25 protein-coding genes are annotated in these 26,262 nt (G+C 43.5%); 7 read left to right on the forward strand and 18 right to left on the reverse strand.

The features are described 5' to 3' along the window. Positions 1–666: 666 nt before the first annotated feature. On the forward strand, positions 667–1,101 hold the full coding sequence (locus tag IFU39_RS06670) for a hypothetical protein (protein ID WP_192131753.1): 435 nt from the start codon (positions 667–669) through the stop codon (positions 1,099–1,101). 129 nt (positions 1,102–1,230) lie between these two features. Here IFU39_RS06670 and IFU39_RS33195 read toward each other — a convergent pair whose 3' ends face one another. Together IFU39_RS33195 and IFU39_RS06680 are read right to left on the reverse strand one after the other, a co-directional pair. Next, positions 1,231–2,661: an exosporium glycoprotein BclB-related protein gene (locus IFU39_RS33195; protein ID WP_192131755.1), complete on the reverse strand. Its 1,431-nt coding sequence runs from the start codon at positions 2,659–2,661 to the stop codon at positions 1,231–1,233. Positions 2,662–2,942: 281 nt separating this feature from the next. Continuing rightward, on the reverse strand, positions 2,943–4,400 hold the full coding sequence (locus IFU39_RS06680; protein ID WP_091016592.1) for an alpha-L-fucosidase: 1,458 nt from the start codon (positions 4,398–4,400) through the stop codon (positions 2,943–2,945). Positions 4,401–4,522: 122 nt separating this feature from the next. Between IFU39_RS06680 and IFU39_RS06685 the strand changes: the two genes are divergently transcribed. Then, positions 4,523–5,368 carry an AraC family transcriptional regulator gene (locus tag IFU39_RS06685; RefSeq protein WP_192131757.1) on the forward strand — a complete coding sequence of 282 codons (846 nt, stop codon included), beginning with the start codon at positions 4,523–4,525 and terminating at the stop codon, positions 5,366–5,368. A gap of 43 nt (positions 5,369–5,411) precedes the next feature. On the opposite strand, the gene IFU39_RS06690 is transcribed toward IFU39_RS06685, so the two are convergent. Continuing rightward, positions 5,412–6,485 (reverse strand): glycoside hydrolase family 99-like domain-containing protein, encoded by a 1,074-nt coding sequence (locus tag IFU39_RS06690; RefSeq protein ID WP_192131759.1) that lies wholly within the window; start codon positions 6,483–6,485, stop codon positions 5,412–5,414. A 57-nt stretch (positions 6,486–6,542) separates the two neighbouring features. After that, on the reverse strand, positions 6,543–7,532 hold the full coding sequence (locus IFU39_RS06695) for a hypothetical protein (RefSeq protein WP_192131761.1): 990 nt from the start codon (positions 7,530–7,532) through the stop codon (positions 6,543–6,545). A 307-nt stretch (positions 7,533–7,839) separates the two neighbouring features. On the opposite strand from IFU39_RS06695, the gene IFU39_RS06700 reads away from it, so the two are divergent. Continuing rightward, a complete protein-coding gene (locus IFU39_RS06700) occupies positions 7,840–8,247 on the forward strand; it encodes a hypothetical protein (protein ID WP_244660886.1) in 408 nt (135 codons plus the stop codon). A gap of 113 nt (positions 8,248–8,360) precedes the next feature. Here IFU39_RS06700 and IFU39_RS06705 read toward each other — a convergent pair whose 3' ends face one another. The 6 genes from IFU39_RS06705 to IFU39_RS06730 form a co-directional block, all read right to left on the reverse strand. After that, a complete protein-coding gene (locus IFU39_RS06705; RefSeq protein ID WP_192131763.1) occupies positions 8,361–9,707 on the reverse strand; it encodes a glycoside hydrolase family 30 protein in 1,347 nt (448 codons plus the stop codon). Between the two features lie 29 nt (positions 9,708–9,736). Further along, a complete protein-coding gene (locus IFU39_RS06710; protein WP_192131765.1) occupies positions 9,737–11,380 on the reverse strand; it encodes a sugar ABC transporter substrate-binding protein in 1,644 nt (547 codons plus the stop codon). A 37-nt stretch (positions 11,381–11,417) separates the two neighbouring features. Continuing rightward, positions 11,418–12,305, reverse strand: a complete 888-nt coding sequence (locus IFU39_RS06715; RefSeq protein ID WP_192131767.1) for an ABC transporter permease subunit — start codon at positions 12,303–12,305, stop codon at positions 11,418–11,420. 15 nt (positions 12,306–12,320) lie between these two features. Then, positions 12,321–13,310, reverse strand: a complete 990-nt coding sequence (locus IFU39_RS06720) for an ABC transporter permease (RefSeq protein ID WP_200868492.1) — start codon at positions 13,308–13,310, stop codon at positions 12,321–12,323. A gap of 119 nt (positions 13,311–13,429) precedes the next feature. After that, positions 13,430–14,452: a LacI family DNA-binding transcriptional regulator gene (locus IFU39_RS06725; RefSeq protein ID WP_192131769.1), complete on the reverse strand. Its 1,023-nt coding sequence runs from the start codon at positions 14,450–14,452 to the stop codon at positions 13,430–13,432. Between the two features lie 180 nt (positions 14,453–14,632). Then, entirely contained in the window at positions 14,633–14,977 is a 345-nt protein-coding gene (locus IFU39_RS06730; RefSeq protein WP_192131771.1) for a thioredoxin family protein, read from the reverse strand. 118 nt (positions 14,978–15,095) lie between these two features. Between IFU39_RS06730 and IFU39_RS06735 the strand changes: the two genes are divergently transcribed. After that, positions 15,096–15,233 (forward strand): hypothetical protein, encoded by a 138-nt coding sequence (locus tag IFU39_RS06735; protein WP_179198532.1) that lies wholly within the window; start codon positions 15,096–15,098, stop codon positions 15,231–15,233. Positions 15,234–15,312: 79 nt separating this feature from the next. Here IFU39_RS06735 and IFU39_RS06740 read toward each other — a convergent pair whose 3' ends face one another. Together IFU39_RS06740 and IFU39_RS06745 are read right to left on the reverse strand one after the other, a co-directional pair. Beyond that, positions 15,313–15,606 (reverse strand): DUF3817 domain-containing protein, encoded by a 294-nt coding sequence (locus IFU39_RS06740; RefSeq protein WP_091017704.1) that lies wholly within the window; start codon positions 15,604–15,606, stop codon positions 15,313–15,315. A 204-nt stretch (positions 15,607–15,810) separates the two neighbouring features. Next, positions 15,811–16,779 (reverse strand): LacI family DNA-binding transcriptional regulator, encoded by a 969-nt coding sequence (locus IFU39_RS06745; RefSeq protein WP_091016606.1) that lies wholly within the window; start codon positions 16,777–16,779, stop codon positions 15,811–15,813. 180 nt (positions 16,780–16,959) lie between these two features. On the opposite strand from IFU39_RS06745, the gene IFU39_RS06750 reads away from it, so the two are divergent. After that, on the forward strand, positions 16,960–18,393 hold the full coding sequence (locus IFU39_RS06750) for a glycoside hydrolase family 1 protein (protein WP_192131773.1): 1,434 nt from the start codon (positions 16,960–16,962) through the stop codon (positions 18,391–18,393). A 185-nt stretch (positions 18,394–18,578) separates the two neighbouring features. Here the strand turns inward: IFU39_RS06750 and IFU39_RS06755 are convergent, their stop codons facing one another. The 4 genes from IFU39_RS06755 to IFU39_RS06770 form a co-directional block, all read right to left on the reverse strand. Further along, positions 18,579–19,175 (reverse strand): sugar O-acetyltransferase, encoded by a 597-nt coding sequence (locus tag IFU39_RS06755; RefSeq protein ID WP_197997720.1) that lies wholly within the window; start codon positions 19,173–19,175, stop codon positions 18,579–18,581. A gap of 39 nt (positions 19,176–19,214) precedes the next feature. Next, positions 19,215–19,781 (reverse strand): sugar O-acetyltransferase, encoded by a 567-nt coding sequence (locus IFU39_RS06760; RefSeq protein WP_192131777.1) that lies wholly within the window; start codon positions 19,779–19,781, stop codon positions 19,215–19,217. Between the two features lie 217 nt (positions 19,782–19,998). Next, a complete protein-coding gene (locus tag IFU39_RS06765; RefSeq protein ID WP_192131778.1) occupies positions 19,999–21,162 on the reverse strand; it encodes an MFS transporter in 1,164 nt (387 codons plus the stop codon). Positions 21,163–21,289: 127 nt separating this feature from the next. Then, the gene (locus IFU39_RS06770) at positions 21,290–22,042 is read right to left on the reverse strand and encodes a TrmB family transcriptional regulator (protein ID WP_091016614.1); all 753 of its coding nucleotides are present in this window, start codon (positions 22,040–22,042) and stop codon (positions 21,290–21,292) included. Positions 22,043–22,248: 206 nt separating this feature from the next. Between IFU39_RS06770 and IFU39_RS06775 the strand changes: the two genes are divergently transcribed. Both IFU39_RS06775 and IFU39_RS06780 read left to right on the forward strand, forming a co-directional pair. Then, the gene (locus tag IFU39_RS06775; RefSeq protein ID WP_047842809.1) at positions 22,249–22,377 is read left to right on the forward strand and encodes a DUF4023 family protein; all 129 of its coding nucleotides are present in this window, start codon (positions 22,249–22,251) and stop codon (positions 22,375–22,377) included. Between the two features lie 95 nt (positions 22,378–22,472). After that, positions 22,473–22,733 carry a hypothetical protein gene (locus IFU39_RS06780; protein WP_091016616.1) on the forward strand — a complete coding sequence of 87 codons (261 nt, stop codon included), beginning with the start codon at positions 22,473–22,475 and terminating at the stop codon, positions 22,731–22,733. 82 nt (positions 22,734–22,815) lie between these two features. Here IFU39_RS06780 and IFU39_RS06785 read toward each other — a convergent pair whose 3' ends face one another. After that, positions 22,816–24,459, reverse strand: a complete 1,644-nt coding sequence (locus tag IFU39_RS06785; protein ID WP_192131780.1) for an extracellular solute-binding protein — start codon at positions 24,457–24,459, stop codon at positions 22,816–22,818. A gap of 119 nt (positions 24,460–24,578) precedes the next feature. Further along, positions 24,579–26,258 carry a response regulator gene (locus IFU39_RS06790; protein ID WP_192131782.1) on the reverse strand — a complete coding sequence of 560 codons (1,680 nt, stop codon included), beginning with the start codon at positions 26,256–26,258 and terminating at the stop codon, positions 24,579–24,581. Positions 26,259–26,262 lie beyond the last annotated feature (4 nt).

A 26,262-nucleotide genomic window follows, 5' to 3' on the forward strand; every position in this document is an offset into this window, starting at 1 on the left:
AACGCTTGCTAAGGAGTGGTGGATATGACTTTCGATCGCGATTCGAGTGAGTAGTTAAAATTTTAATTACATATAATAGTCGATTAGGGATTTAATTGGATTTTATTGGTATAGTATAAAATCATTATTCGATATATACAAGCACTTTATTGAAAAATATAGAAAATAAGTCTATTTAATGCTTTTATGTGTCTCATGTCGCTTACGTATTCATACTCTCATTTCGCATTTATGTATTTCATTTCGCTTAATGAACAAATGTAGTAGTTCTATGAAACTACGACTTGATGTTCAAGATTACTATTCAAACAATGTGGCAAAGCAGAGGCTCATCCTGCTGTGTCAATTTTCGTTTATGGCGTGTTCGAATCGTGTATAACCTCTCCGTAATCGTCTGAGCTTATAAATGTTAATTTGTGAACTATATATGAATAAAGTATATATTTAACAAAAATAGTATAGAAAATCCTGAGAATGGTATTGTATATATTTGGAATTAAATGTACGATTATCTTGTAACATACATTTGGCGCCAGATCAACCTTACTCTCATCCTAGGAAATGACTGTGAGGAAAGCTACTGCTCTATTGATCTTTTGTCTTTTTGTGAACAGTACGAACTCTAATCTAATTTAAATTTTATATACCATAAGGAGATGTTTGATTGTGAAAAAATATCAAAAAACAGCAATTGCAGCTCTTTCTTCCATGGCGATGCTTTTAGCATCTGTTCCAGCGGTATTCGCTGATGAAGCTCTTACGCTAACTAACCCTTCCTCCCAGGAAGTTCAGACACAACAACAGTCCCAAGCACAAGAAATTAATATTTTTGCCCAAAATCCCTTAAGAGAATATTTCAATGGTGGATATAGTACCGATATATACTTGAGTGGAAATGTCACCTTTATGTTTACTCCTCTTATAACAGGAGAATATGTGTTTAATGTTGAAGATATGAGTGGAAACCTGAAGAGCAGTGGAAGAGTAATTGTGTCTGATTTTGGAACGAAAAGCATCACACTTGGTAACTTGTATGGTTATCATAAAATCGTAGCTTACTCACCAAATAGTTATGGTGGAAGCTATGACATTTACTACTAATGCTTGATAGTAATAGATATCACAGCTATTTATAAAAGTTCTAACCCCATGGCTCATATGAGTCATGGGGTTTCTTTATGATTTTTAAAGAAACGATTGAGTCGACCCCAGATCAAAATTTATATCTCATCATGTAATGTTCACGCCGCCACTTGCATAGCCAACAACGGTATTCACAAGACTAAGTCCAGTTGCCGTTGCGGAGAATACAAGCAGAAGACGTGTCTGTGCAGTCACAGGTATAGCCAATCCGGTTGTTATGCCGTTGGAAATACTACCCAATGCAATAATACCGGTGAGTGGAGGTGCCAGTGTAACGACCGCCCCCGGAACTGCAGTAAATGCATTATCAGGAGTAGGTGAACTGAATAATTGCGCAGTGATGGTCACCGTTGAACCAACCAAGGCCAAGGCTGCTGTGGTACTGAAATAGGCAGCAATCGAAGTTATAACGCCATCCCGTGGAACAGAGAACGCAAAGTTTATAAGTGGTCCGACAATCGTTCCCGTTAAATCAATCGTGCCACCAAGAATACTGACTCCTGTTGCCGAGCTGCCGAAACCGATAAGGCTTGTCGTTCCAACCAGTCCACCAGCAATGGTTGTCAATATGGCAGGTCCGCCAGAAGCAAACGGTATAATAGCTCCCGAACCCGTAGCCCCAGTAACACCAGTGCTGCCAGTTGCTCCGGTAGCCCCGGTTACTCCTGCAATTCCGGCTGCACCTGTATTTCCTGTCACACCCGTCGCTCCCGCCAAACCTGGGTCACCCGTTGCCCCGGTAGCCCCGGTTACTCCGGTGGCGCCTGCTACGCCAGGATCACCTGTCGCTCCTGTTGCGCCACCTGCTGGGCCTGCCGCACCCGTTGCTCCAGTAACACCTGTCGCACCTGCTGGTCCCTGGGCACCAGCAGCTCCCGGTGTACCAGCTGGACCTACACCACCCTGAGAACCAGCAACGCCTGCCGGGCCTTGTGGACCAGGTACGCCCTGAGGACCCGCTGGTCCTGCAGGTCCTGCCGGACCTTGACTCCCTATGTTTCTAAGCCCTGTTGTGATAGCCAATTCGGTCGCCCGGATCAAAATGACCAGTTGATCTTTCTCAGCCGAATCGATATTCCCCTGTAAAATGACAGATAGGAGCACATCCAGCAATTGCTGCAAATTGGTTCCTACACTGATCGGAGAAAATGGAACGGCCTCTGCAGATACAATGGTAAGCTCCAAGACCGCTTCGAGATCTGCCTTGGTTCCCTTTTTCAAATCCGAATGATGAACCAGAGCCAGTAATTTACGCAGTACCTCAATCAGAAGTGAAACATTATGAGGCGTGGGATTGGCAAAAACCTGTACAATTGCTCCCTTCAACTCACCAATTAATTTGAGAAGCAATTCGGCTTCTTTGTCAAAACACTTATGATGGTGGTTATTGTGGTGATGATTGTGGTGGTTATGATGATGCTCGTGGTGATGTTCTTTGTGCTGCTCTTGGGGATGGTCACAGTCCTCAGCTTTTTTTTTCTTAAATCCGCTCCAACTGATGCGTTTCTTTGGTTTCATCTTTTTTGCAGATCCTCCTTAGTGAGTCTCAATCATTCCATAGGCGAACATCACTGGTTTGATGATATCAGTATATTTAACAAGCAAGAATTTCGTGATTATTATATAAGTAAATTTCCGAATTACAGTTTTCAGCTTGGAGGAACCTCCATTATCATGGAGAGGATTTTGCACGGAAGTCAGCCCTATGTATAGCCCAACCAAAAGAGCGCTATCCAATGAGAACAATACTCCTGGATGCGCCCTTTTTATAAAAACAGTATTGAAAATGATCTTTGAGATTAATCCAATTCAATTTTGAAAACAATCGGTGCATTACTCTTCACAGTTGTCGTTGTGATCGTCAGTGCGTCCGCTGTTCTCTCCCATTGCGGCTGTTCTTCATAGCCAAGTACTTGAATATCTTGAATGACCCCTTGAAAATGGTGAGAACCTTCCTTCAGCGATTTAATGTGAATCACTCCGTTATCCGGGTAGGCAAGAACCGTGGCATACAGACTGCTTTCTTTTATCGTAAACCGTATATCTTCACTCGTAAACGCCTTGGTATCCCCATCCGTAAATTGCCCTTCCTTCACCTCGGTTGGACCCTCTCCAAACGTACGCCAGAATGTCGTGTCATAGATCGCTTCTCCATTCACTTCAAGCCACTTGCCGATGCTCAGCAAAATGTCGCGATCTTCATCCGGTATACTGCCGTCTGCTTTGGGGCCAATGTTCAGCAGAAGATTTCCGTTTTTGCTTACAATATCGACGAGATCCCGAATAATCTCCTCGGCCGTTTTATAGTTATTATTTTCCGTATAACACCATGAGTTTTTAGCGACAGCCGTATCGGTTTGCCAAAAATAGGGCTTAAGCTCAGCGAATTGTCCCCGCTCCACATCCGGAACGGCACTGCCAAACATATAGGCCTCATGTTTATAATTGATCGCAACAGGCTCGCCCCATTCTTCGCCTTTGTTATAATAATAGGCCGCAAATTTCTTCAAATAGGGTTTGAATGCAACCGTTTGAATCCACCAATCGAAATAGAATACCTTAGGCTGATATTGATCTACCAGTTCACAGCAGCGAATCAACCAGTCTTCCAGATACTCCTCGGTCGGAGGCGAACCATACAGATCATGATGATCCGGTTCTGGCATGGCAGGCCAATAGAAATCACCACGTTTCAGGGGCTCTTGAATATCTGACTCGAATTCCTTCCCGTGAGACATGAAGAACCAATGCTCCGCACGGTGGGACGATACACATAAGGTTAATCCCTGCTTCTCATATGCAACCTTCATCTCGCCCAGAATATCTCGTTTGGGGCCCATTTCATATGTGTTATAGTGAGAGATAGAGCTCTTGTACATCTGAAAACCATCATGGTGCTCAGCTACAGGCATAACATATTTGGCTCCGGCCTGTTTAAATAAAGTTGCCCATTCATCGGCATCAAACTTCTCTGCACGAAACATCGGGATGAAGTCTTTATAGCCAAAGTCCTTATGAGGTCCATACACCGCAAGGTGATGTTCATAAGCCTTGGAGCCTTGAATATACATATTTCGCGAATACCATTCGCTATCATAAGCCGGGACGGAATACAGCCCCCAGTGGATGAATATACCGAATTTCGCTTTTGGGTACCATTCTGGAACTTGGAAAGCGCTGAGCGAACTCCAGTTGTCCTTAAATTTACCGTTCGCAATTGTTGCTTCGATCTGTTGCAAATATTCCTTTTTGTCCATGAACTGTTCTCATTCCCTCCGTTATCGTCTGCACTTGTATTGTAGTGTTACGGCCAAAGGTTAAACATGCAGAACACTAACTTTTAGATGGACAATACTAACCTTGTATGGAGATGAATAACATGAACCACCAAACGTTGCTTACAAACTACCTGTCCAATCTGCAAGTTGAATTATTCATGGTCAACTATAATCGTTGCGACATCGATTGGAGAGATCTGGATTATACACCTGATTACAGCAAGTTTTATTTCATATGTGAAGGTGAAGGCTGGCTCAAGATTGGGAACGAAGAGTTTTACCCTGCGCCTAATCAGCTTATTTTAATGCCGGAAGGAATCAAACAATCCTACTCTGCCATTAATGACCGTCCTTTTCTCAAATATTGGTGTCACTTTAGTGCAAAGGTTGGGGGAATCAATTTGTTCCAAATTCTGAAATTCCCGAATAGCTGCACGTTGGATCAACCTGAGTTGATTCAGGGGATTTTCAGCAGTATCCTTGCATATGCAAAATCCGACTCAGTCTATGCCCATATGATGGCCAAGAGCAAACTGACTGAGTTACTGTCCCACTATATAATGAATCTCGATCTGGATCAGATCTCTTTTATTAACGTGCCGGTTATGGAGAAGCTATCTACCATTCTGGCTTACATTGATTCCAACATTGAAGAGAATATTTCAGTTCAGGATCTGGCCCAGATTGCCTACATGCATCCGAATTATTTCATTCGATTCTTCAAGCAGCAGATTGGCCTTCCTCCGATCCTCTACATTACTGGCAAAAAAATCGATAAAGCCAAGGAATTACTGACCTGCACCCCGAACACAATCACTGCCATCGCCGAGCATCTCGGTTTCAGTGATTTGTACTATTTCTCCAGACAGTTCAAAAAGCATACAGGGCTCACACCTACGGAGTACCGTAGACAAACAACAGTACTGACTACGAAACATGGTTTATGAACAAGCACAATTAAGAGAGAGTTCCCTCATTCGGAACTCCCTCTTAATTGTGCTTGTTTCTGTTCAACAACTCTTGCTGGATTACTTTTTTGAGTTCTCTCAAATAAGTGTAACCATATTTTTGATCCGGCTCAAGATATGCCCCTTCCGCCCATTCATTCCAGGCGTTAACAAAGAGATATTCACTATTGTACACTGTCCTCGCTCTCTCCATCTGCCTCGCCAGATATATCCCAAACTTCTCTGGGGTTGACCCTAGCGTACTCTGGCCGTCAACGCCTCTTCGCGGTGTATTATCCCAATTGACAAAAGCACCTGGATAGATCATTTCTCCGTTACGATGTGGTGTTCGTTCGAGAATGGAGGACCATACCTTGTCGTAATTCACAGCAATATGCTGCCGACCCTCGATGTTCATTTCGATCCAGATTCCATTCATATGTCCATGTGCAAACGTGTAATGTGGTTCAAATTCCATACTTGCATCAAAGATCTGATGATTAAATGTAGGGAACCCGCCAATGGTCTGCACAAAATGGATCCCTTTCAGGCCATGCTCCAGAGCCAATTCACGCCAAAACTGTATCATTTCCTCACATCGAGGAATGCTGGCTGGCCGATAGATCAGAAATAGCGGCTTATCTTCGACTCGAATATATCGTTTATCCTTAAATACGTTTACCAGATAATTAAAATGCTCTTCCCAATCATCTTGATCCCCATAGTTCTGGGCCATGAGAATGTCCGATTCCTGGCCATCCCATTTTCTTGTCCATGTTTCATTGGCCCAAGACAAACAAAATGGAAAATCGGGCTCTCCACTGCTCAGTATTTCATTCACCGGTTTTTCCAGCAATCGCTTGCCTTTGAACCAGTAGTGATAATAACAAAATCCATAAATGCCATGCTGGTTGGCTGTTTCTGCTTGCCACTTTCGCACATCCGGATCGGAAAGATCATAATATTTTCCCTGAAATGGCTGGTTCGGCTGATGATGACCCGAATATAGGGGAGTGGCTTTTTTTACATTAGTCCATTCAGTAAAACCTTCCCCCCACCAACGGTCATTCTCCTCAATCCGGTGAAACTGGGGTAGATGCAGCGCAATTACCTTCACTCAGAACGCCTCCAATGGAGCAACATGATGCAGCATACACCCTGTGATTCTTGATGGTTATATAAAAATGATATCCAACAGTCGAAGTGTTTTTTGCAGATGGGATTGATTGTATTTCATGTATGCCAGAGCATGGCTAGCGGCCAGTCTTCTTGCATCAATATTCTGCCAGTAATATTCAAACTTCTGAATGAGTTCTTCACCGGAAGTGTATTGCTGAAAGATACCAAGGTCTACCATGTTACTCTGATTCAGCGATGGCCCTATGAGCTGAAACGTCCCGCATGTGGCAATTTCCATCAAATGTTTGATTGATTCTCCACTATGAATGACCAGTTTGCTTCCGTTATACAACATCTGACGAGCTTCATGTCTTTGAACGGGATAGAAATCCCCAAGCTGAGTCCACCCCTTCCCGTCCACCCGAACGTTTTTGTTATCCAGAAGACCCGATTTGGCAAAAGTTGTGATGCTGCCATCCGGTTCTGCATCCCCGATGATATAAACATCCGATTCATACTCCGGGGGAACAGCTTGCGGACAGAAAATATGGGGATCAGGGGGCATTAATAGTTCATTAAGAGCAGAGCCTGCCAGATGCTGCTGGTCGCTCATTGACCATGAATGCTGCACAAACACGTGATCAAACCATGGCAATATGGCATCGCTCTGACTTCCATTTTGATTCGGAGACAACCAAATTGCTTTTTTGGTGGTTGATTCTTTTAAAGCTGTGATATTCTCATTCGGCAATTGTTCATCACTTCCAACAATCAGAATCAGGTCAACCTCCATAGCAGACAGACTGGCTGAAACGGATTCTATATATTTAATCTCATTTACATGCCTCACGAGATGTTTAAGGCTTTGTTCAATCAGTACACAATGTGATGACATTTCCCGGTCATTACACGGTGTAATCAGAAGCACATTTAACTCCTTATAGATCACTTTGGACTTTACTCGATTAGATGCATGTTCCTCCTGCATCATTTTCAACCATTGTTGCTTGAGATCCAACTGCTGTACTGCCATATGTTTGCGCATGGATTTGAGTTTTCTGTTCAGTACTGCATGCATCTGTCTCAGAAATAACTGGTTTGCATCGTGAACTGAACGATTCTTCTTTATGGACCTAACCTGCATTTTGGACTTCTTCCGGATAGCAAACCCTCCCGTTCCGTACGAAAACATTCTCTGGCTACAATATGCACGAAATAGTGGCATGGTTTCTTCTATTAATGGCTTCACTGGCTCATCATGTAAAACGGGCTTTATCTCGTACATATAATGTGTAGTCACCCGGGTCGGTTCAAATCTTGTCCTCATAGAATATAAGAATACTATATAGGAGATGATCTCATTGCCAACATTTGATAGTATCCTTGTCACCGGTAATCAGACCATTAATCAGGATCTGCAAGTCAATGGTAATGAAACCATTGGCGTTGATCTACAAGTCAATGGTAGCCAGACCGTAGCAGGCAGCCTCCAAATCAATGCCAGCTCCTCTATCGTTAATAATCTGGGTGTAGGCGGTGTTATTGAAGCTGGAGACAGCGTCAAGGCTACTACACAATTAATGGCACTTAATCAACCAGTGCTTCCAGTAGCTCTGCCGATTGTACAGCAGCTCAGGTATTACAATCCTGGTGTTGCAGGTCAACCCGGTCTGGTCTTAACGGGGACCGCTGGCAATCAATATATTCTGTTCGTTGATGAGAGTAGTGGAACGCCCAATCTTGCCATTCAACCTTTATAAGGTGATCCATCCACAGGTAATGTCAGCAAAAGAAGCGATGTCCGTGTATTCTCCGGACGTCGCTTCTTTTGCTTTCGTTTCTGATGAAACCTATTTATAACTTCATTCATTTATCAACCTTTGATTAATACGGACAAGGCGCTCTTGCTTTCCAGCTGAAACTTCATCAATGTATCGTCCCGCAGCTTAACCTGTACGTTACCCGTCCCATCTCCATCATTGAAGAGGACTAGTGCGACGGAACCGTCTACATTTTTGAAAGCCACAGAACAAATTCCATCATCACTGGATGTTGATTCGATCCGAACAGCCTTCGGGCGGATCACAGCACTGAAATGTGCCAAGGCATAATAATCGAGTGTATACGTAAGCTCCTTGGTTTGCTGATTCACTTGCACGATGCCACGGCACGTACTGCGGCCAAATCCCGGCACGGTTGGCCCGTTGTTCTCATCAAGTGCCATATTCCAAAGTACAAAGGATTTGCTGTAATTACGAAGAATGTGGATCCCTGTTCGCATCACATTCGAGAAGGCTTGCTCAAATGGCGGAATCCACTCTCCACCCGAGCCTTCGGTGAAATGTACTTCTTTGCCTGCAAAGGCTTCATAAACCTTCGTTTGAGCAGAAGCATCGCCCCCGTACCAATGCCAAGCTACACCATCCACTTCCTCTCCCGCTTGTTCAAGTACGGTCAGGGGATAGTCCGGTTGGTCCCAGTTGTGATCGTAACAGAGAATTTTGGTTTGAATATCGTTACGAACAAAGGCTGGTTTGAGATGGTTTTTGATAAAATCCGCTTGTGCTTCCGCTGGCATCAACATACCGGGATAATGCCCTGGTTCATAAAGCGCCTCATTCTGTGGTGTGATGGCATGGATCGGTAATCCATGCTCTCTATACCCTTGAATGTATTTCACGAAATATTCGGCATAAACAGGATACCATTCCGTTTTCAATTGTCCGGTAATCATCGATCCACTCGTTTTCATCCAGCCGGGTGCACTCCATGGTGAAGCAAACAGTTTCAATTCAGGATTCAATGCCAACGCCTTTTGCGTTAACGGAATAACGTCCTCTTCATCATGCATAATACTGAACTGGGTTAATTCTGGATCTGTCTGCTGTTCTGGCATATCGTTGTAACTGTATACCGTTCTCGCATAGTCCGAAGCGCCCATCGGGTTACGAATGACCGAGAGTCCAATACCTTTCTGCGGATGGAACAAGCGGGACATGACCTCTTCCCGTTGCTCCTCATTCAAGATTTGATTGATCAGATAGGCAGAAGAGTCGGTAAAAGAAGCACCAAATCCATCCATCTCCTGATACGTTAGCTGATCATCCAGAAGAATAGTCGCGGTCTCCAGATCAGGTGCTGGAGGTTGCAATTGATCCAAGGATATGGGTACAAAACATTCATTTTCTCCTGTTGATTTGTACATTTTGAATGTAGTCATAAGATTCTCCTTCATATTTCATTTTTCTATTATTGAATGCCTAGTTTGTCTTTGTTCAATTTCATCTTTTCACTGCGTACCTTCACAATCTCTTCCCAACGGTTCTCACCTAAAAATGACTTGTAAGAAGCCAATGCATTGTCATAAGAGGCAGCATCCTTGGACCGCACCATGCTGACCAATGTCGTATTCCATTTCGTATTGATAGCTGACAACGCACGAGCTTCAGGTGTACCTTGATCTGGGCTAATATTCTCCAGAATGAAGTGTGGTTTCAGCTTGCCTTTGCCCCACTCCTGCATCTGTTTAATCGCTTCCGGAAAAGCATCTGCACTGAGTGCTTTGTGACGATCATGGCCGAAGAACATAAACTCACCCATCCGATAATCCTTTTTGAATTGATCTGCGTTATTCAGTTGCATGTCTTTCACTGCTGGCAGTAATTCTACACTACCGTCGGCTTTGGTTTGGAAGGTCTCCCCTTCGATCCCGTAATTCATAAGTGTCTGTCCTTCTTCACTTAATAAGTATGTGAATATCTGAATGGCCTTGGCCGGATCTTTACAATCCTTGGAGATGTAATTGATCATCCACCCGGTTATCCCGGATTGATTCAATGTCGGGGCATTGCCTTTGGTGCTCTGCGGACCATCAATTGCAATATATTCTTTGCCCGGGTTGGCACTCATGTAAATTTGCAGGTTTCCTCCTTGTTGAGGTGTACCGTCAAGCAGCATGGTCGCGTATTTACCAGACTTTACTTTTTCCTCAAAAGCCGTTCCATCATCAGCAAAACTGTCATCACTGATATTGCCGTCTCTATACACGGTGTTCAATGTTTTCAACCACGTGAGGTAATCTTCATCCAGATTGCGATCATAGAATTCTCCTGATTCGGTCTCCAACGGAACACCGATGAAATCTTGCAACGTATCCCCGAGTGAACCTGTTCCTTCACCAATGGAGTTGAATCCAAACGGAATTAGCGCAGGGAACTCTTGCTTAATTCGTTTCATCACACTCTGGAATTCTTCTGGCGTTCCAATGACAGGACTACCCAAAGCTTCGTACACATCTTTACGAATGATAAATGCCGTCTTGGCAGGAATTTTACCGCTATCATAATCCTCTTGCGTATTGGAATAGTTCGGGTAACCATAGGTTTTACCATCCGCCAATTGGAACCAGTTCAATGTATCGGCAGCCGCAACTTTATTGAAGTAAGGATCGTATTTCTCCGCCAGATCATTCAGCGGCATAGCCCAGGTTGCAGCCTTTTGCACCACAGGAGAATTGGAGTCAAATACGGTCAGCAAGTCAGGCATATCTCCACCTGCGAAAAAGGTGTTTAACTTGGTATCATCACCAGTGATGAATTTAATATTGATGTTCAGATCCTCTTTGATTTTCTTGGTAACAATGTCCTTGCCAAAATCAGTGTTCCACCAGTCAGCATTGACGTACCACGTCAGGTCGGTAGCTTCTTCCTTTTTATCCAACTGCCAAGCTGGCTTTTCCGGGTCAACCGTATAACGATCTTCAATGGAAACCCAGTTTCCTTCACTGGAGCCCCCCGATCCACCACTGCAACCTGTAATCATAAGTACGGTTGTGAGTAGTGTTGCGAGCAATTTAACCCCTTTTTTTCCTGATGCCTTGTTCAACTTCAACATGTTTTTGTTCCTCCTCAAAATGGGATAGTTGTTGCTCCTATTCCTTGACTGCTCCGAGCATCATTCCCGAGATAAAGTATCTCTGAACGATGGGATAGATCAGCACGATAGGGAGTGTTGTAATGACAATGGTGGCCAACTGCACGCCTTTGGTCGTTGTTTCAATGACAGCTGAACCTCCGACATTTTGCATGGATTGTGTCTGTGACTGAACGATAATCTCGTACAACATCATCTGAAGTGGATACAGTGACTGATCGGTAATGTATAACTTGGTTGTCATGAAGTCGTTCCATTGCCCCACCCCATTAAATAGCGCAATTGTAGCCATGGCAGGCATGGAGAGTGGAATGAATATTTTCAGGAAAATATGCCAATCCCCTGCACCGTCAATCTCGGCCGATTCTTCCAGCGAATCCGGAACATTCCGGAAGAAATTCATCAGAATCACGACATCATAGAAGCTGAACAACGCCGGAATAATGTACACCCAGAAGCTGTTTAACAATCCAAGTGATTTGATTAACAGGTATGTCGGGATCATGCCGCCCGAGAAGAACATTGTAATAACACCCATGGCAACGTATAATTTACGGCCTCTTATGTACTTTTTGCTCAGACCGTAACCAACCATGGCACAGAAGAACACATGTGTAACAACGCCAATCGTTGTTTTGGACACCGATATGAAGAAGGCCTGCCAGATGCCCTGATCATTGAATACAGCTCTGTAATTCTCCAGCGAGAATTCCGGTGACCAGAAGATGAATCCACCTTCCGCCAGTGCCTTGCCTGAACTAAAGGAAGAGATGATGACATTCCAGAGCGGAACCAGAATAACGATCGTACAGATGATTAGCAAAATCATATTTAACGTATCAAAGATCCGACTATCGAGATCTTCTTTTGCCACCTTTCCATTCACGCGGGATGCCTCCTTCTACAACACAGATTGATTATCGTTTAATTTGCTTGTGATTTTGTTTGCCGTGACGAGTAGAATGACAGAGATGATTGAGACACCCAAGCCAACGGCCGTTGCATATGAAAAGTCACCCTGAGACATCCCCATACGGTACACGTACGAATTAATGACTTCCGCTTTGTCACGGTTCTGGGAGTTCATGAGAACCAGCGTTTGATCCAGATTCGATCCCAATAAACCGCTTACAGTTAGAATCAGATTTAAGCTGATAATTGATTTCATGTTAGGCAATGTGATATTCCAGATCTGTCTGAGACGGCTTGCCCCATCGATTTTGGCAGCTTCATAATACGTAGGATCAATCTTTGCCATGATCGCCAGATACAGAATCGTTCCCCAACCTGCTTCTTTCCAAATATCCGATAACGTAGCAATCCACCAATACTTGCCTGCATCCAGTAAGATGTTCTGCGGTTGCGAGATCACTCCCAGGCTAAGTAACAACTGATTAAATAACCCCGTTGTCGAAAACCAGGTAATCAGCATTCCCCCAAGTACAATCCAGGACAAAAAGTGAGGTAAATATGAAACCGTTTGCACAAACTTCTTGAATCGTCCGCTGTTTAACTCGTAGATCATGATCGCGAGAATGATCGGAATGACGAACCCGATACCTAATTTCAAAAAACTGATCCCTAGCGTATTCACGACTGCATCCCAGAAGTATTTATCTGACAAAATGATTCTGAAATTATCCAGCCCTACCCAAGGAGCGGTGGCCAGCGTATCAATGACCGTGTAATTTTTGAAGGCAATCGTCAAACCGTAAATCGGGATATAACAGAAAATAATCATAAAAATAATGCCAGGGATAATCATCGATTGAATCTCCCACTGTCTCCGATAATCTACTATGAATTCTTTAATCCGTTGTCCGATGGGTTTCTTTCCATTGGGACTGATCGCATTTTTACCGGTTGATGTCTCTACGGCTAATTTATCCACGTTTTTTTACTCCCCTCCACCTTGCATGCATGTTTATAAAAACGTTTTTATTTTTCGACATAAAAACCCCCTTTGTTTATATTTATGTAAAAAAAGACCGGAGAAGAAGCTGAATCAACTTATGTACGATAGTCTTTCCGGTCGATCTTCACATGACTTGAACCTCTCACCACCAGTTCACCCGCCAATTTCTGTGCAGCCCCTTGTTCTTTCTCCTTGATCATACCCACCAGTTGATTGATTGCCAGGATACCCTGTCTTGCAATTTGATTTCTTACCGTTGTGAGCGGTGGAGAAAAATACTGTGCGATATCAATATCGTCGAAACCCACGACACTAACATCTTGAGGCACTTCAAAACCCTCAGATTTCAACGCATGCATACAACCAATAGCACTCAAGTCATTCCCTGCAAGAAATGCATCAGGCCGCTTGCCGGGGTGTAAATGAAGAAAAGATTTTATCGCACTATACGTGCTCTCCTCCTCAAAGTACCCTTGTATAATGTAATCTTCATCAATTGGAAGCAGGTATTCACGCAAGGCAGCCAAATAGCCATCTCTACGCTGCACACTGTCAAACATTGTGTCCACGCCAGAAATATAAGCAATTTTCTTGTGCCCCAGCCCAATTAAATACTTGGTAGCTTCATAAGCCGCCACATACGAGTCAAAAATGACACTTCCCATCGTATCACTCTGATAGACCCGATCCAGAAAAACCGCCTTGATCTTGTCTTTCTCCATGGCGATAATATCTTGCTCATCGATCCGAAGCTCTTCGTAGATAATGACACCATCCACCCGCCGACCCAGAATATTACTCATAATAACGTGTTTATCCTTGGTCACAAATACATTCAGCCCGTACCCAAGACGATCACATTCACGAGACATTGACTCAACCAGCTTATAGAAATACGGACCCGATACACTTGTAGTGAAAAAACCGAGCATTTTGGTTTGACCGGACTTCAACAGCTTGCCATTCAGATTGGGCACATAATTTAAACGCTCTGCCACCTTAAGAACATGTGATTTTGTCTCCGGGTTCAAGACATCCACACCATTTAAAGCGTTGGAGACTGTAGAGATGGATACGCCTGCTTCCCTTGCTACATCTTTAATCGTTATCTTTGCCATAAGTTTTGTTCCTTTACTATAAAAACGTTTTTATAATGTTTAAATTATCATAAAACCGTTTTCATGGCAACACTTTAATTTGCGAGCTCAGGCATCATGCACTTTATTTATAGCTATACGCCATTGCGGGCGCAAAAAAACGGCTCATGTATGAGCCGCCGTTCCTGTAGTTTTATCTTTCTATTCCTCATCCTGAACATACATGGAGTGAATCTGTTGCAGCTGCTCTTCCAGACGTTCCAAGCGAACAAAACGATCCGCTCGAATATATTCCTTCTGCTCCACAAGCATGATCATTGTTGGAACGGTAAAAATAAGAAACTTGGACGCAACCTCTTCCACTTCATTAGCATTAATGTGACCCAGGTATATCGATGGATAAGGTTCAAGCAACGTCCTGATCTTAGGAAGTAAAGCGTGGCACACGCTGCACTCTGGCCGAGATACATACAAAAAAACCAATTCATGTTGTTGAATATTTTCTTCAACCATTTCTATGGATGTTAACTCATGAATATCTTTCATAGAAGCTCAACCCTTTCAGTTAATCAATAGCTTGCTCATTTAAACTTTTACTTTTCAAGTATAGTCTATGTGCGTTAAAATCAAATGGGATATATCCCCATATGAAAGAGGTTATGGTATGAAAAAATCATTCTTATTTCTGTTCACTGCCCTGGTTGTTGTTACTTCCTTCTCGGCGTATGCACCTGTATCGGATGCTTCTGGCGATATTGGAGTAAGCCTGTTATCCGATCGTCAACAGGGTACAGTAAAGTAGCACTTGTACAGAAACCAGCAGGCGACAATTCGGATAACATCTGAATTAGTCGCCTGCTTTCATTTAGTCATATTGATTTTTATTTCCAATCTCTCTTCCGAAGATAAGATTCAAATACAAAAGTTCCAAACGGCAATAGACCGGCGAGACCACCCATTAACCAGCGCGTGATCTTCCACTTTTTGACCACAGCCAAATGCACTAGCGCAATAAGGTACAAAGGAAACAAAATACCATGAATCATGCCCATTATGGCTACAGCAGAAGAAATATCTGCAAAGTATTTCAGAGGCATAGCAATAAAAATCAACAGAAGTAAGGATACCCCCTCCCATATGCCCGCAATTCTAAATCGGCCTGTCACTGTCTTCATAAAGTCCATTCTCACCTTTCCCGCTGATCGTTTGTGAAATATGTAACTTGTAACATGCTACGAGAACTTCAATCACATCTCCGTACAGATATGTCGTTCTGAAGCTTATCCTCAGTATAACGTATGAGGTTAATTCGAAGATGCTTCAAATTTGAATAATTATTGAATCCATAAAACCCGATTCCCACAACAGGTCTTACGGATTCAAGTCGTCTCACGCTCAATCAGCTGGTATGTTAGCTGTTCGGTCTTCAACTCTGTTTTACCCAATACGACCCACAATTGATGGAAAGCTTGGGTGGCTTGCTCCGCAATCGGATTGTGTATGGTCGTGATTCCAAGAACACGGGAAAGCTCGATATCATCAAAACCCACAATGGCAAGTTGTTCCGGTACCTGAATATTCCGTCTGCGTGCTTCACTCAGAATGCCGATGGCTGCATAATCATTCGAACATAATACGGCCTGTGGAAGCTCTCGCTCCTCTGCCATTCTTCGCATCGCTTCTTCACCATCAGAGGAGCTAAATACGGAATACTGATATGCTTCATTCCATACAGGTAACCCTCTACTCTTCATGAAAGTTTCATAGGCTTTACGGCGGCTCTGGGTATTCAGACTCTCAGCCCTGCCAAATGCATTTGCAATTCGAGTGTATCCTCTTGATACCAGATGCTCCAGAGCTAACTTATACCCTTTTGCCTGATCCATCGCAACAGACGGAATCTCGTCGTTCCCCATTCGCTGCCAGGAAACAATCGGGCCGTATTCCATATACGCTTTTAATTTCCGAGGATCGTTAACACAGGTAACAATTAGGAGTCCATCCACCCGCTTGCTACGCAGGTCTTCAAATCCTTGTAACTCAATTTCCTTATTTCCACGGGAAGTATACACGATCGTCTGAAACCCGAAATCCATCGCTGTTTCCATAAACTGATTCATGAAGGTGAGACTGAGATCGTCAATGGTTGACGTTATGATGCCAATTTGTTTGGTCTTGCCTGTAGATAATGATACTGCATTCCGGTTCGGAATATAATTTAACTCCTTCATAATATTCGTTATGATATGTCTTGCTTCGTCACTAACATGTGGGGAATGATTGATTACTCGCGACACTGTCGCTCTTGAGTAACCAGATCGTTTCATAATTTCATCGAACTTTGACATCGGAGACTCCTTTCTTGCTAACGAACTACATAAGTTCATCCAGTACTATTTTGAATAATAGTATGCCTCATATCTGGGTCAAAAGTAAAACTTGACGTGTAACCCGTTACAACGTTTAAGCTTTTTTTATGTCATACATGAATCATCTTAAATATAAATTTGATGAATGGAGCGATACACATGAATAACTCTCAAAATCATATCTATCAATTCCCGGAAAATTTCCTGTGGGGTGGCGCAATTGCAGCCAACCAGGCTGAAGGTGCATACAATCAAGGCGGCAAAGGTCTTTCTACTCAGGATGTAGCTCCCCAAGGCATCAAGGGTCCCATCACGGAAGAGCCGACTGAAGATAATATGAAACTGATTGGTATCGATTTGTACAACCGTTACAAGGAAGATGTGAAACTGTTTGCCGAGATGGGCTTCAAAGTTTTCCGTACGTCCATTGCATGGTCCCGAATCTTCCCGAAAGGTGATGAGCTCGAACCGAATGAAGAAGGCTTGCAATTCTACGACAACCTCTTTGACGAATGCCATAAATATGGAATTGAGCCATTGGTTACATTGTCCCATTACGAGACCCCTCTTCATCTATCCAAAGAATACGACGGCTGGGTGAACCGCAAGATGATTGGATTCTATGAGCGCTACGTAACTACTGTCTTTAACCGGTATAAAAACAAGGTGAAATACTGGCTGACTTTCAATGAAATCAATTCCATTCTTGAAGAACCATTCATGAGCGGAGGTATATACACACCCAAAGAGAAACTGAGCAAGCAGGATCTGTATCAAGCTATTCACCATGAATTTGTAGCCAGTGCTTCTGCCGTTAAACTCTGTCATGAGATTATTCCCGGTGCTCAGATTGGTTGTATGATGCTCAGCATGCCAACGTATCCGCTGACGCCACATCCAGACGACATGATCCAGGTAATGGAATTCGAACATAGCAATTATTTCTTTGGTGATGTGCATGTTAGAGGCCGCTACCCAGGATACATGAAACGTTACTTCCGTGAGAACGGAATTCAGATTCATATGGAAGATGGCGACGAAGATATGCTGCTTCATACGGTAGACTTTATCTCCTTCAGCTACTATATGAGCCTGTGTCAGACTGCTGATCCAGCGAAACAGATTGCCGGTGAAGGGAACTTGCTTGGTGGTTACCCTAATCCATATCTGGATGCAAGTGAGTGGGGTTGGCAGATTGATCCGCAAGGATTGCGTTATGTACTCAATATGTTCTATGACCGTTACCAGAAGCCGCTGTTCATTGTGGAAAATGGCCTTGGAGCAGTGGATGAATTGATCACCGGTGCGGATGGCGAGAAAACGGTTGAGGATGACTACCGGATCAAGTATTTGAACGATCATTTGGTTCAGGTTGGGGAAGCCATTGAAGATGGTGTGGAGATCATGGGTTATACTTCATGGGGTTGTATTGATGTAGTCAGTGCGTCTACTGCCCAGTTGAAAAAACGTTATGGCTACATTTATGTTGATCGTCATGACGATGGTTCAGGAACACTCGAACGTTACCGCAAAAAATCCTTCCATTGGTACAAAGAAGTGATCAGCAGTAACGGAAAAAGTTTGAAACGTTAAGTTCAAGCAAAAGTTTAAGAAAATGTAACAGATATATCCTTCTATCCCCCAGCAAATCACATGAAAAAGTGTCGATTATTCGATACCTTGGCAAGTGTTCTGTGTGGGGGATTTTATTAAAAACACCCGATGATAAACATCGGGCTTTGTCATGGGCTAAAATGCTAATCCTCACTTTATGTTCTTCACCTTACTACATCCCTGCTGTACTTTGTTTTGTCTTCTTCCGTTATCTTGCGAAGGACCCTGCAAGGATTACCCGCAGCAATCACACCAGACGGTATACTCTTGGTCACTACGCTCCCTGCGCCGATGATCGTATTATCTCCAATCGTCACACCGGCAAGAACTGTCACACCGCCACCGATCCATACATTATTGCCCACCGTGATGGGTCCAACGATCTCCAGACCTTCATTGCGCTGCTCCACATCATAAGGGTGGCCTGCAGTATAGAATCCACAATTCGGAGCAACAAAAACGTTATCCCCAAAACTGATTTTTCCTCCATCCAGCATGACAATATTATGATTGCTATAGAAGTTCTCACCAATTTCAATATTATAGCCGTAATCACATACAAAGGGCTGTTCAATCAGGAAACGATCCGTCGTTTTCCCGAGCAGTTTCTTGATTAACGCTTCTCTTTCATTGATCTTCCCTGGATGGAGCTTGTTATAATCGTAACAAAGCCCTTTGGAATGTAAACGCTCTTCAATTAACTCTTGATCATAATTGGCGTTATACAAGAGCCCTAATTGGGATTTTTCTTTTTCAGTCATCATTTCGTAAGCACTTCCCATCTTCTATCTATACATATGTTAAAGCTCTATCTCTCTAATGATTCTGGCAGGATTGCCGCCAACGATCATATTATCGGGAACATCCTTTGTAACCACAGACCCGGAAGCAATGACCACGTTGTCTCCAATGGTAACCCCCGGATTAATAACGGCTCTACCACCAATCCATACATTATTGCCAATCGTGACTGGCTTGCCGTATTCTGCACCCGTATTGCGTTCATGCGGATGGAGTGGATGAGTAGCTGTATAGATATGTACATCTGGTCCCATTAAGCAATGGTCTCCAATACGAACTTCACACACATCTAATATTGTACAATTAAAGTTGGTATAAAAATGATTGCCTACATGAATGTTATATCCATAATCCACATGAATATTAGGTTCCATGCCTAGGTGTTCACCTGTAGATCCAAACAGTTCCTTCAATAACTTGGTGCGAAGCTCACCGTCCGTTTCCGTCGTTTGATTAAACGTCCGAGTCATTTTCCTTGCATACTCTCTGTCCTCAGACAATTGAAGATCCGAAGCCATGTACAGCTCGCCATCCAGCATTTTTTGTTTTTCCGTCTTCGTAGTCATGATCACCGCTCCCTCAATACACATCATGTAATTCACATTAAATAATACTTTTAAAAACTATTTTAATTATATAGATTAGTATGAATAAAGCAAGTTTTGCTTGATATGAAAATGGTTTAATCTACTGACGCGTACTCTAGTGAAACAGCAAAAAAACCTCTACACCCATTAGACTATGGGAATGCAGAGGTTCAAGCTGTTGTCTAATTTCTTTATTCTAAGCAACCGCCTGAACGGTTTTTTCCTTCACGCTAATGGCATAGATGGCAGACAGCAAACCAAGCAGAACCAGAACAGAACCAACCCATCCGGTGTTCAGAATCGATGAGTGATCAATCACCATGCCACCGATATAAGTACCCAGTGCAATACCTGCATGTGCAATACCTGAGTTGGTGCTGATTAGCGTTTCGGCTGTTTCCGGTGACGTTTTGATAATCAGACTATTTTGTACAGGCGTAACGGTCCAGCTCAGTGCACTCCAGATGCTTAACAATAACAAGAAGGCGATCAAAGGTAATCCCACACTGAACGGAATGACAGCCATACTTATGATAAAAGGAATCAGCACAATGACAATGGCTTTAGCAGGATGCAGACGATCGGATAACATGCCACCTATGCCTCCACCTGCAACAGCAGCGATCCCAAACATCATATAGATAAAGGTAACCATCGTGGCGCTGGCTCCCAGCGTTTCTTGCAGAAACGGTGTAAAATACGCATATAAAGTCAAATGACCCGCAAGCACAAGTAAAGTTGTCGCATGGATTGCCAACATTTTAGGATTCCACAGAGCCGTAAGCTGTTTCTTCAAGGATACCGCAGGAATCGGCTGCACACGATCCATCGCAATCCAGATGGCCACCATAACCACTGCGGTCAGAACAGCGATCAACATAAACACCTCACGCCAGCCTGCCAAGTTACCTACAAAGATTCCAAGAGGTACACCCAGGATAAGTGATGCACTACCTCCCATGGTAATGATCCCCACGGCGCGTCCTTTATATTGTGGTTCCACAATGCGAGCTGCAAGGGTCAGGGAGAGTACAAAAATAAGTGAGCCCGTGGCGGCTCCGAGCGCTCTGCCCGCCATCAGCATATAAAAGCTGGTACTGAATGCAGAGATCAGATTACTGATTAGAAATACAAACAGCGTACACATATATACTTTTTTACGCTCGAATCTGGCCGTCATATTTAATAAAATCGGCGCAGACAACGCATAGACAAGTGAGAAAATAGAAATTAAATACCCGGCTTTAGCCAGGGAAAGACGAAGATCCGTAGCAATCAGGTCCAGAATTCCGCCCAAGATCAGTTCAACGGTTCCGACCACAAATGCTGCGATAGCAAGCACATATACTTTCTTATTCATTTTTGAATCCTCCTCAAAAAGTTACAACTACGATAGTAACCCATAAGATTGAAAGTTTCAATAGTTATTTTCATGAATATTTTCAAACAAAGATATAACAAAAAAACTATTCTCCAAGAGAATAGTTTTAATAGATCAATCTGGTGAGCAGTTTCTCGATTTCAGCATCCTGTAACAGTTGGTCACCGTATTTTTTGGTAATTTGAGTAAGCGCAACATCATGGTAGAAATAATCAGTCATCGCTTTGACAATCGGTTTGGACATCGTCTTGATCGCTCGCCATGAATCGTGCTCCACACCCGCAAACAGCAGATATGCATGATCCACAATAAGCAGTTGTGAAGGTTCCGGCGCATCAAGCAATGGAATCAACGAGTATATCCGGTTTAAGGATGTCTCCATTCCCCCAACGGCAAGCACTTCAACGTACACGCCCTGCTTTTCCTTCTGCTCCAGCAGTGTACGATATTTCTCCATTCGCTCATTCCAGGCCAGAAAAAGAATGGATGAATCTGCTTCCTCGATAAGCTGTTCGATATTCGATGCGATGGACGACTCATCTTTTAACGTCCAAATATGCTCATCCGTAAATGTACGTTTGATTTTGTAACTTTTCAATTCCTCAATATCTTTCTCAAAATCAGCCTTGATCTTATGAATAATGGATTGAAGATCCACAGCCATATATAGTTTTTTCTTCCCATCCATCGTTGTCAGCACCGTTCCCTTGTCGATCAGGCGATTAAGCACTTCATAGATTTTGGCTTTGGGAACGTTGGAGTAATTTACGATCGATGTAGCATCAAGAGGTTCATCCTGTGCAAATATAGCCTCGTATACCTGACTTTCATATTGTGTAAACCCGAATTTCTGCAACATGGTTTAAATCTGCGCATCCCTTCTTAGTATGTCTGGTCTATCTAGTTTAGTCGGCTATACTTCCCATGTCCAGTATGTCCCAATTGACCTAGGAATGTGGAATCACAATTAAATTTAACGATGTCACCAAAATAAAATCACTTTCCAGTGGTTATATTAACAATCGGGAATACACATTTTGCTTATGGAAGGAGTTGTAATTTATAATGGAAAGCACTCAAGATTTTGTGAAAAAAGTTAACGAAAATGCCGAAAAAGCGCGTCACAATAAAAACAACGGCAAGGGAACACCAGGGGACAAGTTGCCATCCAAACAGCATTCTACGAATAAGTAGAGTCTATTTATTGAACAGCATGACTTCCGTCTAACACCCTTTCCTCTACTTTTCATCTACTATTAAGAACCTTTAATAGAAAAGAGATGATTAGTATGGCTCGTGTCAATGCTGTTCCACAACCGGATCTGGTATTAATCTATTGGTCCAGAAATCCGCTCATTCCCGGTTCTGCGCGCAGAATCCAAAGTGTACGAGTGATTGGCAACACGTCTCCGTGTACATTCACATTAGTTCCCGGCGCATTATTGATTAATGCATTAAACTGTTTGCTGGACAACGATATTGGATTCAAAGTGGTATACCGCCAAAAAACGTCAACCATCAGTGGAGTTCTGTTATTGAAACGCAAATAATTAAAAGCAAAAAAATGGTGCCTCCCTTTAAGGGGCGCACCATTTTTCATGTTCCATTCTTGGATACTATGAATCAATCATGCTATTGGTTAGCTGCGATGGTATCGTTTACTTCTTGTGTGATTTGATCCCCGCCAAGTTTCTTCCAATTGGCTACGAAATTATCAAACTCGTCAATCGACAAGTTACCATAGATGATTTTCAGAAACGTCTCGGCTCTCAGTTTATCCAGTGTAGCTTGCTTCGTATTCATTGTTCTCGTCGGTGCATAGATGAATTCATTCATGACAATGAGGTCATTATCCCGATAATATTTAATCACACCTTGTGAACTCTCTGGGCCAAAGATACGCTCCATATGCCACTTGTCGAGATTCCCATTCCGATAATCCATAATATCGTCATAGAACAGCTTCGCTTCGAGTTCCAATCCGGACGTATCTCCTGTTTCAAGCGCCTGCTCTACTTCATCCTGCGCCTTCACATTTTTGTTGGCTGGCAGGTTGGAGACCGTTGCATTATGAAAACCAAGACCGGTCAGTCCATTCAAATAAGCAGCCCGTTCTTCCTTGGCAGACTCACCGAACATTTTTTCAGCCTGGAAATTAAGCAGTTTAATCAACGCTTCTGGATGCTCGTAGCCTTTACGAACGGCAAATATACCGCCAAGACTAAGATGATTCTGTGTTTTGGCTGGCTGATCATCAATCGATTGAACCGGGTAAGCCATCCAGTCGATGTTCTTGTCTTTTTTAATCATGCTGCTAACCTGAAATGGTGCCCATTGTGGCAGGAAGAACATGCCTGACTTGCCTGCATTCACATCCTCCATCATTTTAGCAAAATCCTTCACGCCAAATTCAGGATCAAGCACACCCTTCTGATACAGAGTCTGAAGCTCACGCAATCCTTCTTTCACTTCCGGTTGGATCGTTCCATTCACGACTTGACCTGAAGCATCCTTAATCCAGGTTTCGAGATAACCATGATAACCGAGCAAGAACGCATTAATAGGCAAATCTTTGTTTAAGGCAATACCATACGTATCATCTTTGCCATTTCCATCTGGATCTTCGAAGGTAAAGGCTTCCGCAATCTGGATGACATCCTGCATGGACTTGGGCGCTTCAAGACCAACCTTTTTCAGCCAGTCCTGACGAATCCAGATCATATCCGAGGAATCCAGCGAGCCTGGGAAACTCACCATGGCGTATATTTTTCCATCCTTCGTTACTGGCTTCAGACCTGCTCCATCTTCAGCAGACATGAACTCCTTCACCAGTTCGGATGCATACTTGTCATATACTTGGGTCAGATCCTCCAGCATTCCTGCTTCATGCAGTTGTTCGAATTGAACAGCACTCACTTTCAGGACATCCGGCAGATCACCACTCGCCAATGTGACATTCATCTTATCGTTATAATTGGCATCCGGAACAATCCATTCGTACGTTACATCAATACCAAGTTCATCCTTGTACCCTCTGGTCCAGATGTTATTGGCGTGTGTATCTCCTTGGGCAAGCGATTCTTTCCCTGTTTCATTCATGGTGGAAGTCAGTTTAATGGGTGGGTCATATTTCGTAAGTGGTCCTCCCGCATCCTGCTGTGTGTTCGGTTCAGCTTCATTCTCGGCACTTCCCGCACCAGATGAACAGGCAGCAAACGTGGTGGCCAGTACCATGGTTAATGTTAATAATGAGAACTTCTTAAATGATATATTCATGCGAATCCCCCTTTTTTCTCCTCCCGTGAGGTATAATTTTATATTACAAAGAAAGCGCTATCACTTCGAGTGTATCCCGTTGACATCTGGTATCTTTGATTTACCATTTGAGATATCATTTAACTTTTCTGATCCCGAAACTCTTGAGGGGTGCAGCCTGTTGCTTTTTTGAAGAAACGATAAAAATAATGCTGATCGCTAAACCCAACTTTCGCGGATATTTCATGCATTTTGCAGGAAGAACCCAGAAGCAGCTCTTTGCTTCGCTCCACTCTGCGGTCATGGATGTAGTCGGATATGCCTTTGCCTGTAATCCGTTTGTACCAACGCGACAGATAAGAAGGATTAAGAGAGACTTCCTGTGCGATCCGTGTGAGTGAGAGGTCGTCCTCCAGATGGTGCTTGATGTAATGATGGATCGTAATTAGAATCTGTGATTGATCATTCAGGCGAGCATCGCTTCGTTTGGAGATCATCCATTCGTATGCCGATTGATAAAAGATGACCAGATCAGACCATGCGGTATGGATGTCAAAATGCAGCATTCGGGAAAGCGATATTTCTTCCATTGCCGATTCATACAACCCCAGTTCGTGCAGGACTTCAATGAGTACACTCGCTGCACCCGTATACGTTTTCATGCGGAAGAACGGATCTTGAAGCCCTTCCTTCGCAGCCTCGGTCCATTTATGGAAAGACTCCATCCATTCCCGATCCCCGGCGGTTATTCGCTGTTTGATCTGATCCAGATGCAGCGTTACAACACCCTGTTGATTCATGATGCTAGGGGTGTAAGGCAATTCATCCTGGATATTTACACGCAGCAGCTTCTCCATCCCAAGCCCGGGACTCTCATGAATCGACAGGCGTAACTGCCCGATTGCCTGATTAACCCCGCTCCATTCTACCGCCTGCTCACTGACCATGATAGATACAGACAGGTTCAGACAGTCCGCACAGGATTGCTGCACAGACTCCAGTGTTCCATAGACAAAACGAAGAGTTTGTTGCCAGTTATCCAGCTGACTCCCTCGTTCCCCTTCATTATTAGATATGTGGGACGGATGCGCCCCTTGCGATTGAATAAAGCAAGCGATGACCTGAGTGTCCAGATCAATTGCCTTCACCTTGGCCTTGTCCTGCAGCAACTCCTCCGCAACATTGGCAACGGCATACCGGATGAGACTGCGGTCCGCCTGAGACTGGTAGTTGTTCCACTCCTCCACTCTTATAATCACAGGAATAACAAGTTGATCAGATTGGAAGGGGAGCTGCACGGCATCCAGCTCTTCCTGAAGTGAAGCGATATCAGGTCTATCCGTTCGCTTCAGCACATCCAGCAGCAATTGACGCTGTAACTGGGGCAGCGCTCGTGGCAATTTACTGCGAAACCATGCAGCTTGGTAGCGAAAATCATTCTCTTCCGAGATCTGTGTTAATGCCCGTTCTACCGCAGCCCGAATGTGATTCATGCCCTCTGTCTTTAACAGGTAATCAACAACGCAAGGATTCCGAATAGCTTGGTGTGCATAATCAAATTCGTTATGACCTGTCAGCAATAGGACTTTGCATCGTGGCCACCGATCCATAATCTGCTCAATTAACTGCATGCCATCCATGCCAGGCATACAGATATCGCTGAGTACAATATCAACCTTGACCGAGTTCAGCCAATCGATAGCTTCATAGGCAGAGTATGCCTTGATTATCTCCATGTCCTGAAGATTTGCTTTTTGAAAGAACGCATACAGTCCATCTAAAATAACGGGTTCATCATCTACAATAAGCATCCTCTGCATGACA

Origin of the sequence: Paenibacillus sp. CFBP 13594, from assembly GCF_014842675.1 — a bacterium.
GTDB lineage: Bacteria > Bacillota > Bacilli > Paenibacillales > Paenibacillaceae > Paenibacillus > Paenibacillus amylolyticus_B.